Source organism: Paenibacillus sp. NPDC056579, assembly GCF_042793215.1.
Lineage (GTDB): Bacteria > Bacillota > Bacilli > Paenibacillales > NBRC-103111 > Paenibacillus_S.
The window spans coordinates 1-13,604 of the sequence record NZ_JBHTVD010000012.1 but is presented as its reverse complement, the minus strand read 5'-3'; the positions used below and the strand labels follow the sequence as shown (position 1 = coordinate 13,604).

14 protein-coding genes and 1 riboswitch are annotated in these 13,604 nt (G+C 50.3%); of the genes, 12 read left to right on the top strand and 2 right to left on the bottom strand.

Annotated elements, in window-relative coordinates:
• Positions 1–21: 21 nt before the first annotated feature.
• Complete coding sequence (gatB, locus tag ACFQ88_RS32340) at positions 22–1,467, top strand: Asp-tRNA(Asn)/Glu-tRNA(Gln) amidotransferase subunit GatB (RefSeq protein ID WP_379460974.1); 1,446 nt, start codon at positions 22–24, stop codon at positions 1,465–1,467.
• A gap of 137 nt (positions 1,468–1,604) precedes the next feature.
• Entirely contained in the window at positions 1,605–2,099 is a 495-nt protein-coding gene (locus ACFQ88_RS32335) for a GNAT family N-acetyltransferase (protein WP_379460972.1), read from the top strand.
• 95 nt (positions 2,100–2,194) lie between these two features.
• Here the strand turns inward: ACFQ88_RS32335 and ACFQ88_RS32330 are convergent, their stop codons facing one another.
• Entirely contained in the window at positions 2,195–3,901 is a 1,707-nt protein-coding gene (locus ACFQ88_RS32330; RefSeq protein ID WP_379460970.1) for a hypothetical protein, read from the bottom strand.
• Between the two features lie 216 nt (positions 3,902–4,117).
• On the opposite strand from ACFQ88_RS32330, the gene ACFQ88_RS32325 reads away from it, so the two are divergent.
• From ACFQ88_RS32325 to ACFQ88_RS32295, 7 genes are all read left to right on the top strand, one after another.
• On the top strand, positions 4,118–4,807 hold the full coding sequence (locus tag ACFQ88_RS32325) for an MgtC/SapB family protein (protein ID WP_379461341.1): 690 nt from the start codon (positions 4,118–4,120) through the stop codon (positions 4,805–4,807).
• Positions 4,808–4,884: 77 nt separating this feature from the next.
• On the top strand, positions 4,885–5,493 hold the full coding sequence (locus tag ACFQ88_RS32320) for an RNA polymerase sigma factor (protein ID WP_239629520.1): 609 nt from the start codon (positions 4,885–4,887) through the stop codon (positions 5,491–5,493).
• Complete coding sequence (locus ACFQ88_RS32315; RefSeq protein WP_239629518.1) at positions 5,438–5,911, top strand: anti-sigma factor family protein; 474 nt, start codon at positions 5,438–5,440, stop codon at positions 5,909–5,911. Before ACFQ88_RS32320 ends, ACFQ88_RS32315 begins: the two co-directional genes overlap by 56 nt.
• Positions 5,912–5,990: 79 nt before the next feature.
• Positions 5,991–6,626, top strand: coding sequence for a DUF6677 family protein (locus tag ACFQ88_RS32310; protein ID WP_239629515.1), 636 nt, complete (start codon positions 5,991–5,993; stop codon positions 6,624–6,626).
• A 28-nt stretch (positions 6,627–6,654) separates the two neighbouring features.
• On the top strand, positions 6,655–7,908 hold the full coding sequence (locus ACFQ88_RS32305; protein WP_239629513.1) for a DUF4097 family beta strand repeat-containing protein: 1,254 nt from the start codon (positions 6,655–6,657) through the stop codon (positions 7,906–7,908).
• Between the two features lie 104 nt (positions 7,909–8,012).
• A complete protein-coding gene (gene perR, locus ACFQ88_RS32300) occupies positions 8,013–8,450 on the top strand; it encodes a peroxide-responsive transcriptional repressor PerR (protein WP_239629510.1) in 438 nt (145 codons plus the stop codon).
• Positions 8,451–8,726: 276 nt separating this feature from the next.
• Entirely contained in the window at positions 8,727–10,400 is a 1,674-nt protein-coding gene (locus ACFQ88_RS32295) for a glycosyl hydrolase family 18 protein (protein WP_379460965.1), read from the top strand.
• A 98-nt stretch (positions 10,401–10,498) separates the two neighbouring features.
• Here the strand turns inward: ACFQ88_RS32295 and ACFQ88_RS32290 are convergent, their stop codons facing one another.
• Positions 10,499–10,852, bottom strand: coding sequence for a DUF2614 family zinc ribbon-containing protein (locus tag ACFQ88_RS32290; RefSeq protein ID WP_239629504.1), 354 nt, complete (start codon positions 10,850–10,852; stop codon positions 10,499–10,501).
• A 120-nt stretch (positions 10,853–10,972) separates the two neighbouring features.
• On the opposite strand from ACFQ88_RS32290, the gene ACFQ88_RS32285 reads away from it, so the two are divergent.
• From ACFQ88_RS32285 to ACFQ88_RS32275, 3 genes are all read left to right on the top strand, one after another.
• Complete coding sequence (locus tag ACFQ88_RS32285; protein WP_379460963.1) at positions 10,973–11,842, top strand: nucleotidyltransferase-like protein; 870 nt, start codon at positions 10,973–10,975, stop codon at positions 11,840–11,842.
• A 46-nt stretch (positions 11,843–11,888) separates the two neighbouring features.
• Positions 11,889–12,024: riboswitch (TPP riboswitch) on the top strand.
• 108 nt (positions 12,025–12,132) lie between these two features.
• Positions 12,133–12,333, top strand: coding sequence for a sulfur carrier protein ThiS (gene thiS, locus ACFQ88_RS32280; protein ID WP_239629498.1), 201 nt, complete (start codon positions 12,133–12,135; stop codon positions 12,331–12,333).
• A 53-nt stretch (positions 12,334–12,386) separates the two neighbouring features.
• Entirely contained in the window at positions 12,387–13,160 is a 774-nt protein-coding gene (locus ACFQ88_RS32275; protein ID WP_379460960.1) for a thiazole synthase, read from the top strand.
• Positions 13,161–13,604: the final 444 nt, after the last annotated feature.

Genomic DNA, 13,604 nt, shown 5'->3' with positions numbered 1-13,604 from the left:
AGACGAAAGGAGCAAGCCAGCATGTCTGCAACCGGAACTAAATACGAAACCGTCATAGGACTGGAAGTTCACGTAGAACTGCACACGAAGTCCAAAATCTTTTGCGGATGCTCCACCGAATTCGGGGCTCCGCCGAATACTCATACATGTCCAGTTTGTCTGGGCTACCCCGGCGTTCTGCCAGTGCTGAACAAGCAAGCGGTGGAATATGCGATGAAAGCGGCCATGGCGCTCAACTGTACGATTGCTACGGACAGCAAATTTGACCGCAAAAACTATTTTTACCCGGATTCGCCGAAAGCGTACCAAATTTCCCAGTACGACAAGCCGATCGGCGAGCACGGCTGGATCGAGATCGAAGTGAACGGCGAGACGAAGCGCATTGGCGTCACCCGCGTTCATCTGGAGGAGGATGCCGGCAAGCTGACGCATGTCGACGGCGGCTACGCGTCCTTGGCGGACTTTAACCGCGTCGGAACTCCGCTGATCGAGATCGTATCGGAGCCGGATCTGCGCTCCCCTGAAGAGGCGCGCGCTTATCTCGAGAAGCTGAAGGCGATCATGCAATATTGCGACGTGTCCGACGTTAAGATGGAGGAGGGCTCGCTTCGCTGCGACGCGAACATCAGTATTCGCCCGTTCGGTCAGGAGAAGTTCGGAACCAGAGCCGAGCTCAAGAATATGAACTCGTTCCGCGGCGTGCAAAAGGGACTGGAGTACGAAGAGTGGCGCCAGGCCGACGTGCTGGACAGCGGCGGCAAAGTCGATCAGGAGACTCGCCGTTGGGACGAAGCTCAAGGCAAGACGCTTGTCATGCGGGGCAAGGAGGAAGCGCACGATTACCGCTACTTCCCGGATCCGGACCTGGTTCGCCTGTATATCGACGACGAATGGAAGGATCGCGTCCGTTCGACGATTCCGGAGCTGCCGGACGCGCGCAAGAAGCGCTATGTGAGCGAGTACAGCCTGCCTAGCTACGACGCAGAGGTTATCACCGCTTCGATGAAGCTGGCGAATTTCTTTGAAGAGAGCTTGAACTATACGAAGGATGCCAAAGCCGTATCCAACTGGATTATGGGCGATCTGTTAGGCTATTTGAACGCGAACAACCTGGAGCTTCAAGACGTGAAGATTACCGGACAAGGCTTGGGCGAAATGATCGGTCTGATGGAAAAGGGAACGATCAGCAGCAAAATCGCCAAGACGGTATTCAAGGCGATGCTCGAAAGCGGAAAAGCTCCGCAAACGATTGTCGAGGAGCAAGGCCTCGTTCAGATCAGCGATGAAGGCGCGATCAAGGCGGTTGTCGAGCAGGTGGTTGCGAACAACCCTCAATCGGTTGCCGACTTTAAGGCCGGTAAAGATAAAGCGGTCGGATTCCTCGTCGGTCAAGTCATGAAAGAAACCAAAGGAAAAGCTAACCCTGGGCTTGTTAACAAGCTCATAGTGGAATGCTTAAACCAATAACGATACCAGCAGAAACAGCCTTCCGCCATGCTTAAGCATGGCGGAAGGCTGTTTTGTTATGCGTGGTGGTAACGATTGGAATATAGGCGGGTCTGTTGTATACTTCTTCTAAAGCTGTTGCGAAAAGGAGGACCCTCATGATTCGAGCCATTGATGTAACGGACACCCAAGAGGTGTTGGAGCTTCTGATGCTGCAGCAGCTGTCTTACCGGGTAGAAGCAGAGCGTATTGGCTTCGATGAAATCCCGCCGCTGTTCGATTCACCGCAAACGATACAAGGGTCGGGAGAGCGATTTTTCGGCTACTATGAAGACCGGCGCCTGGCCGGAGCGGTTTCCGTCAAGCAAAGTCCCAAAGAGCTCACGATCTGCAGAATGATGGTCCATCCCTCATTCTTCCGCCGCGGCATTGCGACGAAGCTGCTGCAATTCGCAGAGCAAATCGCCGTTCCCGGGATGCCGGTGAAAGTATCTACGGGCACGAACAATGAGCCCGCGGTTCAGTTATATACGAAGCATGGATTTGAACCCTGCCAAAAGATTGAAATTGCTCCGAACGTTACGCTGACCGTCTTTTACAAGCGGGCGGAAGGAGAAAATAGTGAACCGGAGGGCAGCACGTTCTTCCCATAACGCCTGCCCTGCTGATCGCAATGAATAAGCCGCTCCGATACTTATCACCTTCCATTTACGGTGTAAGAATCTGAGCGGCTTATTTGATTTACATATTAGCCGATCACATAATCGTCCCAGCGTACGGGTTCCCCGTTAATAGCAGGTACGGCTTGTCCGCCGGCAACGGTTAAGGTCAGCTTATCCTGCCTTTTTGTCGTATAAGCGATTTGCTTGCCGTTGGCCTCTTGTGCCTCTGCGGCATCGCCGAAGCTTGCTTGAGCGTTCCCTTCCATCCAGGCAGCGAACTGCTCCAGACTATCAATGCCTAGCCCGGACGCCTCCTGCCCGGACATCGCCTCGAATACGACGCCGTTGGATCCGTTCACGAACGGACTAGCTATGGATATTCTGTCAGCCCGTTCTTCGGACGAGAACTCGTTTTGCAAATGGAATGCGGCGTAAACGCGGCCGATTTTTCCATAACCGCTGCGTGCGGTAAACGTCCATTGCCCTTTCGGCAGGCAGCCTACCAGATGAGGGATGGCTTCCGTATCCTCCGCAGGGATATCCCACAGCTGAATGGCGGTATCCTTATGAAGGAGCACCTCGCCGTAATTGCTGGCATGCCGGTCGTCGCCTTCCTTGTACTTGGCGCCTGGGTGGAAGAAGAACGCCTGATTCACCCCGACCGCTGCAGCGGGATCGGTCAAAGGCAGCGTAAGATCCCAGCGCTGCTGCTCGTTATCGAATTCCTCTCTACGCTCCCAGATGCCTCCAACGGCATAGTCAGGCGTCACATAAACGTAAGTGTGTGCCTCCTCCGTTACTTGACCGTCTGCTCCGGCAAATTGGATCCGCCGCCGGATTTCCTCGGATTCGCTGCGTTCTGTCGCTCTATTTCTAATATCGTCCGCTACCTCGTAGGTGTATAGGCATGAGCCTTCCAGACGGGTAATAATAGAAGGAAGCGGGAAATCGCCGAATTGGATATAGTCGAGCAGCGTATTGTTGTCCTTCGGCCCGTCATGCGGCCATTGGCGGGATTGGGCTCCGATCCACGTGCCTTTCAAATAATAGTCGGCGCGCAGTCTCCATAAATAGTCCAGCAAAGAGCCGACAGTTACACGTACGGCAGCGTCATCGACCACTTCCCATACGCAGGTGAACGATTGAATCCAGTGCCAATGCCAAGGCAGAGCGCCGTACTCCTTGAAGCCGAATGTTCTCACATGCTGCAACTGCTGTTTGGCGAATTGCAGACCCTGCTCGAGCAGCTCGCGATCATCGAACTGATGGCCGAGCAGCAGCTTAAGCGATGTGTGCTTCGCTTCGTGATGGTGAATTTGCTGAAGCGGCTGACGGTAGACGCTGCTTTGATATATATGAAGGATGGCGAGATTCAGCTCGCTTTTCAGCTCGATAGGCAGTATATTTTGGTATTTATTGTAAAATAAAATAATTAAGCAGCCCATCAGCTCTACCGGGAGCAGGTTTGGCTTAGCGGATGAAGGATCCGTCCCCAGGTTAAGAGGCCAATGGCCGTACATCGGATGAGCCGAGTCGGTCACCTGAAGGGCGAGCACCTTGCGGATCATGTCCGAAGCCAAGCTCACGGCAGACAGGCGCTGTTCCTCGCCAAGATCGGAACTTTCTTCTTTATCCGCGCAATAAGCGAACAAATGTATCGCATAATAAAAGTTATCGCGAACATCGCTGTGGAACCAGAAGCCGCTTGGCAATAAAGGAAGCTCCAGCGCTTTGTGCGCCGCAAGCTTGCGGATTGCTTTCTGTCTTTGAATCATTGATTGAGTAGATACCATTAGAGAAGTTCCTCCGTTCATTTCTATGACTGCTGCATCTTTAAACGTTTCATCTACATTAAGTGTACCGTCATCGGGAGCGAAGTCAACTGTTGAAGGCAAAACATTTTCGTCAAAACGGGAGGAAAGCATGATAAAATATACAGCGTATGCAACCGCCGGCCTATCCCTTTCTTGCTTTGCGGCTGTCCGTAAAGCGGCAGGCGGTCTCCAATGATAACTAATCCATGGTATATCGATTCGTTTCAATTGACGATTCGGCTGCTGCTTTCTTTAATGCTGGGCGGGCTGATAGGCTTCGAGCGGGAACGAAGCAGCCATGCGGCTGGACTTCGGACGCATATTCTTGTCTGCCTGGGCTCTACCTTAATCATGCTGCTTTCCATGTACGGATTCTCGGAGTTTCTCGGATCGGACAATGTCCGGCTGGATCCCGCCCGGCTCGCGGCCCAAGTCATCAGCGGCATCGGGTTTCTTGGCGCCGGGACGATTTTATATACAGGCAAAGCCATTACCGGCCTTACTACGGCCGCTTCCTTATGGGTCGTTGCAGCGATCGGCCTTTCCGTAGGCGCAGGCTTTTATTACCCGGCTGTCATGGTATGCGTACTGACCTTGTTAAGCCTATGGGTGCTGAACCTCGTTGAGCAGCGGTATTTTAACGGCAAAAGGCCGCGGCTGCTGCAGATTCGTGCCGACGATTACCCGGGAGTTCTAAGCCGGATCTCGGCTGTGTTAAACGGTCAGGGACACGAAATGCATAAGCTCACCGTCGAGGAAGGCGAAGAGGGGCAGCACATTATGTTCATTTCGATTACGGTCAGAATGGCGAGAGGGAAGCCAACAGTCGTTCTGATCGAAGAGCTGCAGCATATAGCCGAGGTTCATTCGGTTTCCTGCGAATAAATTTTTTTACCAATTTGAAGGGGTCCGCCGGTCTCGTGCGTCTTATAGGTTATACAACAAACAAAGGCGGTGAAACGATGGAACATTTGACGGATGAGCAGTTGGTCGACCGTATCCGTCAAGGCGATGAGGAAGCATACCGCTTCTTGATCGAGCGGCATAAAAACTACATTTATACGCTCGTGTATCGCATGGTTGAGCATCGCGAAACCGCCGAAGATTTGACTCAGGAAATTTTTATTAAGCTGTATCGGTCGCTGGTTCATTTTCGTGGAGATGCCAAATTTACTACCTGGGTGTATCGATTGACGGTGAATCTGGTTACCGATTATCGCCGGGCTCAGCACCGCAAGCCGTATGAAGCCATATTGGATAAGGTGAAGGGCTGGTTCGGCAGCCGGCAGGAAGAGCCGGAAGCAGTAGCATTGCAAAAGGAGGAGCAGCAGACGGTTCAGAAGCTTCTGTCCGAGCTTCCCGACAAATACAGGCTGATTTTGTACTTATACCACTATAAGCAGCTCTCTTACCAGGAAATTGCCGATGTGACGCAGCTTCCTCTCAAAACCATCGAAACCAGGCTGTACCGGGGAAAAGCATTGCTTAAACAAAAATGGCAGGAGGTACGCAATAATGAACAAACATCATCTGCATCCGGACGATCGTCAGCTGCAACGATTTCTAAGTAACCACTGCTCCGAGCTGGAACTGAAGCAAATCGGTCGCCACATTCAAGGCTGTCCCGATTGCCGGACCCGACTTCGTGCGTATCTCGATATGGAAGTGCTTCTGGACGACATGCCGGTCATGGCGGCTCCCGCCGGACTGGAAGATCGCGTCATGAATTTCATTCAAATGGAGAATCAGGGGAGCAGAATAGCACGTGAAACGTCAGCGGCTAACCAATCACCCAAGAGCGCTTCGCGGTGGCGCCCCGAATTGATGCATGGGCTTGTAGCTACGGCCGCTACTTATATCTTCGTATCCTCCGGCATTTTGGGCAAGCTTCTGTCCATCAATGCGGATCAGCTGGGAGCCGATGTACAAAGCAAGCTCGCCGTCGTCGGAATCATCGTGCATCGCATATCCATTCAGCTTCTATTGTAGCTTTCGGATATACTGTATTCCTAATCAACTGGTCGTCGAACCCAATTTAGCCGTCTTAGTGAATGGAGGTAAATGATATATGGAAGAGCAACGTAAGGATCCTTTGCGAAGTAACCCGGAGGAGGAGAGAGAGGATGCGTTTTTGCGGGAACGGATGGAGCGGTGGAGTCAGTCGGCGGGAACGAAGCAGCCTTTCGACCCGTTCCGGTCAACGCCGCGCAAGAGCAAGCTTGTAGCGTGCCTGCTATCCTTTCTGATCCCGGGCACAGGCCAGCTGTATTTAGGACAGATGCAGCGGGGCATGATGATCATGCTCGTTTTGATACTGGATATTTTTGCTATCGTGTTTTTTGCCACGCATTCGAATTCGAGCATTCCACTTATCGTATTGTTCTCTTTGTTTGTACCGGTTATTTATTTTTACAACATTTTCGACGCCCTCCAGCAAACCGATAGAGTGAACGGACAGTGGAGCGGTCCCTATTCCGATCCGTTAAGTGAAGCGGAAGCGGTGTTCAAGCCGGTAACGAGAAGAATGCCGAAAGGCAGCACGCTAGGTTATCTGCTCATTATCGGCGGGGTGTTTCTCTTTCTTGTCAGCAGCAAGCCTGATTGGCTGAATCGGATTTTTGATATGCTGGGTTCCTCCATCGGCGCCATACTGCTCATAGTCGTCGGCATCGTGCTGTTCTTAAGAGAATCGACCAAAAAATAAGCAGTGACCAAGAAAGGAGCTTTTGATCATGCGCAAAGCGGGTCGCTACACAGCCGCTCTATTGTTAATCTGTGTCGGCGCGGCGGTTATGGCAGATCAGTATATGGGGACGCAATGGACCTCTCTGCTGATAGAATGGTGGCCTGTACTGTTCGTCGCCTTGGGTATCGAATATATTCTTTTTAATATGAAGTACGGGGAGAGCGAGAAGCAGCTGAAGCTCGATGTAACCGGAGTGATATTTGCCGTTATTATATCCGCCGTTGTGATCGGCAGCACCCAATCTACAGCTACGATCCGCAACTGGTTCGGCAATCTGGACTTCGGTGACGCGATGCTGGCTATTACGGACGGAGAAGGCCGCAAGTTTGATCAAGGAACGACGGACATTCCTTTGGACGGGGGCATTGACCGCATCCAGGTCATCAATCCGTACGGAAGCGTCGTGATGAATCCGGGAAGCTCCGACAAGCTGCAAATTCAATCCATCGTTTATGTAGCGGTGCAGGATGAACAGAAGGCGAGCGAAATTGCTTCCCAGTCCAAGATCGAGCACAGCGTTCAAGGAAATAAACTGACGATTAAGGCCGAAGGCAAGGAATACGGACAAAGCTTCTGGGATCACCGCAAAGTGCGGACCGATATGATCATCAGTATCCCGGCTCAAGCATCGGTGAGCATGGATTTGGAATCTACCAACGGTAAGATTACGGCCGAGAAGCTGAAGTTCAAGGAAGAGCTGCAGGTCATCACCACTAACGGCCAAATCCAGCTGACTTCCGTTCAGGCGCCTCGATTGAATCTGGAATCTACCAACGCGCGTATTATTACTTCAGAAACGGCAGGAAAGATGAGACTGGAATCGACGAACGGCGGGATGGAGGTCACCAAGCATCAGGGGGACGTAGAAATTACGTCTACGAACGGCAGCTTGGCACTCAGTAATGTTAGCGGAGCGATGCAGGTCGAGACGACGAACGGCAGCATTCAGATCAAGGAAGCTCCGTCCGGCTTGAAAGCCAATACGACCAACGGCTCCGTCGAGGTGACGAGCCGAACCGTTAACGGGGAATGGGATATCGAGACGAATCATGGCAGCATTAACCTGTCTCTGCCGTCTAACGGAGATTATTCCGTCCATGGCGAAGGGGAGAAGGGGGCGATCCGCACTTCACTTCCGCTGCAAATCGATAAAGATTCGATCAAAGGGAACATCGGCAGCGGCAAGCACAAAATCGAATTGAATACTAACGGCTCGATTTCCATCCAAAAAGCGGATTAAGGCTGATATTTCGGGTGATTCAGGGCTCCCTTCATTGACAAATCGAAACCATGCCGCGTAAAATAAAACGATACCATTATGATCGGATTAGGCGGTGAGACAGCATGGATTCCCGATTGGAGCAAGCGTTATTTAAGCTGAAGACGACAGGCGTACGCATGACCCCGCAAAGACATGCTATTCTTGCCTATTTAATAAATACGATGGCGCACCCTTCGGCGGACGACATTTATAAGGCTCTGGCGCCCAAATTTCCAAGCATGAGCGTCGCTACGGTGTACAATAATTTGAAGGTATTTATTGAGGTCGGACTTGTACGCGAGATGACGTATGGCGATCATTCCAGCCGCTTCGATGCGGATATGTCGGAGCATTACCATGCCTTGTGCGAGGAATGCGGCAAGCTGGTCGATTTCTCTTACAAGCCGCTCGACGATTTGGAGCAGACGGCGGGAAGAGAGACCGGTTTTGTAGTAAAAAGCCATCGTGTTGAAGTCTATGGGATTTGCTCGGACTGTGCGTCTGTCAAACAAGCGAGATAACAATCACTTGCCCATGAAGTGAGCTTTGCCGAAGCAAAGCTTTGAGGTCACTCATTTTGAAGTGAATCCGTTATTAATTTTTCTCATTGGAATGCTCAGCATAATGTAAGGTATAATGGACGTGCCTGAGGTCAACTTGTCGTACAAGTGGCTTTTGGTACGTCTTTTTTGCTAGAATAATACAGAGATTAATAGAGTCACCATAGGAGTGAAACAATGGCATTAGATCATATGACGAACAGAGCTCGAAGAAGATCAAGGAAGTGGCCCCTGTGGATGTCATTATTCGCCGTTATTTTGGGTGCCGCGGTGGTTTTGTACTGGAATGAATACGTCCCTACCCGCAAGCATGAGGATCCCTCGTTCGACGGAATGACGAAGCCGATCTTCTATCAAGGCGCTATGCTCGCTAAGCCGGCGGAAGGTAAGGATGAGAGCTTGAAGCTGCCGTTCGAGATCGTGAAGGAAATTGTCGATCCGGCTATGATCTATGAAGAGTCCAGCGACTCCACGATTATTACGACGGAAGATAAAGTGGTGCGGTTAAGAACGAGCCAATTGACCGGCTTGATCAACGAGAAGCCGTTTTCGCTGAAGTTTCCTCTCGTCAAAGCAAACGGAATTTTGTATTTGCCTATAGACCCGCTGAAGCAGCTTTACCGGATTGATCTCCGGGAATCGCAGGATACCGGCGCTGTTCTCCTTTTCAAGGAAGGAGAGACGATACGATGGGGTAAGGCGATCTCTTATCCGAAGAAACCGGAAAAGACCGTTGCTCTGCGTAAAGAGCCTTCAATTAAATCTCCGATTCTCGTAGATTTGAAGCAGGAGCAGGAGGTCATCATCTGGTCTGAGGAGCCGGAATGGTATAGAGTGCAGCTCCCGAACGGTTATATGGGCTATGTGAAGAAAGACCAGCTGACAGAGGAGCGTACCGAGACGATTCCGAAGCAGGAGCTGCCCCCGAGCTTTGTTGTGCAGAAGCCGGCCGGAGGGAAGATCAATCTCACCTGGGAGCAGGTTGCTGCGAAAAATCCGGACACAACCAAGATTCCAGCTATGCCCGGTGTCAATGTCGTCAGTCCGACCTGGTTTCATATCGATGACGGCCAAGGGAATTTGAAGAACATCGCCGACCCTGCCTATGTAAAATGGGCGCACAGCCAAAATTACCAGGTATGGGGGCTGCTCAGCAACGGATTCGAGCCCAAACGGACGACCGAAGCGCTATCCACGTACGATAAACGGATGAAAATGATCAAGCAGCTGCTAAGCTACGCTCAAATGTACTCATTGCAAGGAATCAACATCGACTTTGAGAATGTGTACACGAAGGACAAGGAAAATCTCGTTCAATTCGTCAGGGAAATGACGCCGCTAATGCACGAGCAGGGCCTGATTGTTTCGATGGCCGTAACGCCGAAATCGGACAGTGAAATGTGGTCTGCATTTATTGATAGAAAAGCACTCATAGATTCTTTGGATTATATGATGATCATGGCGTACGATGAATTTTGGGCGGCGAGCCCGATAGCGGGTTCCGTAGCCTCCTTGCCTTGGGTGGAGAAGCATTTGGTCAAAATGATGAAGGAGGACAATATTCCTCCCGATAAGTTTATTCTGGGGGTTCCTTTCTACACGAGAGTATGGACCGAAGAAATGGTGGACGGCAAGAAGAAGGTAAGCTCCCGATCGGTATTTATGGACAATCCGCAGAGGACGATCAAGGAGAAGAATTTGACTCCCGTCTTTCAGCCCGATACCGGCCAAAACTATGTAGAATACAAGGACGGAGACAAGCTGATCAAAATATGGATCGAAGACGAAGTTTCGATGAAAGCGCGTATGGACCTGATCAAAAAATACAATTTGGCGGGAGTCGCTTCCTGGAGAAGAGGCTACGAGAATCCGGCTATTTGGGATTTGATCCGCGATGAGTTAAAGCCGTAAGCTAGTCACCTTTAGCTGCTATAACAAAAGAAAACTGGCCGTTTCATGCCTTAGGGCAAGGAGCGGGCCAGTTTTTTCATTTTTACCGGAGGATGGAATTAAGGATTAGTCATTGTATTGGCATCCGGATCGTGCTTAGGGTCAAGCGACAAGATCGTTCTGCAGAACATGCAGCGGTCGGTTTTTCCGATGATTTTCGTCGGCTTGCCGCATTCCGGACACTCCACCACGGTGGTGCTTGTAGACATCATACCCGCCCAGAAATATACGGCCATGCTGGCCAGCATCGATATGGCGCCGAACACCATGAAAATGCCCGCCATAATTTTGCCGACAGCTCCCCAATTAAATACAATCCCGGCCAAGCCTACGATCATGAGCAGCATGCCGCCCATGGTCAACAGCAGCCCCCATAACCGGAACTCGTTGACTTTACTGGATCTGAATCTCATTTGCTGTCACTTCTTTCCTTAATAAATTGTGATATTTGTCACGAAACCGATGCAGGAAACCGCCTACTTGTGTAGAAATAAAGATGTAATATGTGTAACGAATTATAGGGGGCTGCAACGATGAATGCCTTAAAGGAACAACGGGTTGACAGGCTCCGGGAAGATGAAGCAGTCATCAGTGTATTGGCGGTGGACAATCCGTCGTTGTTCTCTGCTGTTACGGACGGATTCGATCTCCTGTTGCTTGTCATTGCCGATAAAGGCGTGCAAACCGATCAACAGTATCATTATATAAAAGACAACTGCCGTATACAAGAAAGATGGATAGATCCTAATGCACTTCATAGCTTCATTTTGCACGGAGAGCACCGCAACTTGATCTACTGGATCTTAAAAGGAGAGATTCTTCTGGATCGAAACACGTATTTAGAAGGCTTGCGGCATCGCATGCTGGAGTTTCCTTCCGATATGCGTGAGCAGAAACTGATGATCGAGTTTTCCAAGTTTTTGCGTAAATATTCCGAGAGCAAGGAGCACGTGCTGGAGGATCATTTGCTTGATGCCTATAATAATATTTTGGAAGCACTGCACCACTATGCAAGAATTGTTATTATAGAAGCGGGCATTCATCCGGAAATTACGGTGTGGAAGCAGGTCAGAACGATCAATCCCGGAGTGTACAAGCTGTACGAAGAGCTCACGCAAAGCAATGAAACGCTGAAGCAAAGAGTGCAGCTGGTCCTCCTTGCCTGTGAGTTTTCCGTCATGTCCAAGATGGAGCGCTGCTGTAAAGTGCTGCTGTCCGTGCTAACGAGCCGTGAAGAGGCTTGGAGTCTTCATGATCTTCAGCAATGCGACGAGCTGTCCGAGGTACGGTTTGAGCTGCCTTTCATTTTGAACAAGCTGGTGAAGAAGTCCTTGACCAAGGAAGTTATCCATACGCAGGACGAGGAAGCGTCGGAGTTGGAGGTTCGTTACACAGCAAGGTAATAATGCGGGACAAAGCCATTGATTTCTGCTATAATCAAAATAATTGAATAGCCACTAGGGGAGCCCTATTATGCGGGGCTGAGAAAAGGAAGCAGAATTCCTTGACCCTTGGAACCTGATTATGCATGGGAATAACCCATGTTCTGGATGATGCCAGCGTAGGGAAGTGGACGAACGGTAACTGTGCTGTATTCAGTATGATTACGTCAAGTCAACTCCTTATCGCGGGTTGGCTTTTTTTGTGTTTGACGCGTGTTTACACTTTTCTATAGAAAGCGGGGTGCATCATTATGAAGCTGACCATTAACGGAGAGGCGCGCGAGCTGCCCGACGTTTCTACCATTTCCGATCTGCTGGTTGCTTTCAAGCTGGAGTCCAAAATTTTGGTCATTGAGCTGAACCGGGAAATTATCGAACGTTCTTCTTATTCCGACACTTTGCTGCACGATGGCGATTCGCTGGAGATCGTTCATTTTGTAGGCGGAGGCTAAGCGTCTTCTCCTTGAAGCTGGATTTCTAGAATGAATATATGGAGGCATTAACAATGAGCGACGTATTAAAAATTGGTCCTTATGAATTTAAGTCACGTTTACTTCTTGGCACGGGGAAATTTTCCGATCTGAATATTCAGAGTCAAGCCGTCCAAGCATCCGAGTCCGAGATACTGACCTTCGCGATCCGCCGTCTTCCTATAGACAACCCCGAAGCTCCGAACTTTCTGGAAACATTGGATTTGAAAAGGTTCACTCTGCTTCCGAACACGGCAGGCGCTTATACGGTTGAAGAAGCTGTACGGATTGCCAAGCTGGCGAAAGCGTCCGGCTTATGCGATATGATTAAAGTCGAAGTCATCGGTGACCCGAAAACCCTGCTGCCTGATCCAATCGGCACGCTGGAGGCGACTAAAATACTGGTTGACCTCGGATTCATCGTTCTGCCCTATACATCGGACGATCCGATCCTTGCGCGTAAGCTGCAGGAAGCAGGCGCTGCCGCAGTCATGCCGGGAGCGTCGCCTATCGGCTCGGGCCAAGGGATTGCGAATCCGAATCAGCTTCGCTTTATTATTGAAGAAGCCAAGGTTCCTGTTATTGTCGATGCGGGAATCGGCGGTCCTGCCGACGCGGCGCTAGCTATGGAGCTGGGAGCTGACGGTGTGCTCCTCAATACGGCCGTGGCCGGAGCTCAAGACCCCGTGCTGATGGCGGAGGCGTTCAAGCTGGCCGTTATGGCCGGCCGCAAAGGGTTCCAGGCCGGACGTATTCCGAAAAAACGCTACGCATCCGCTAGCAGCCCTGTTGAAGGAATGATTGAATAAATTGTTTCCTGGTTATTAATGAGCATGGCCTTTTATGGCTGTGCTCTTTTGATTGTCCGACCGTTCCAGTGCCGTAGATTTATATTGAAAAATAGACTTGACTTTGTGTAGTCTGCTATGATACATTAGTCCTCGCCGCTAAAAACGGCATGCACATTATGAATCGATATCAAGCATTGGTTGAAAAAGGAAATAAAAAAATGCTTGCATTAAGATAGGCGAATGTGTTATATTATAAAGGTCGCTGCTAAACACAGTGACAACAAATGACAAAGAGTAAACTTCAGTCGAAGTTGCACGAAATGTCAGAGATATTGTCCTTTGAAAACTGAACAACGAGTGAGTGTTAAAATAGAGAATGCAAATTCTCGCTAGCATTGAATTTTGAGCTTAAGACAAGCTCTGTTATACGGTCGCTTCGGCGACACTTTAATGGAGAGTTTG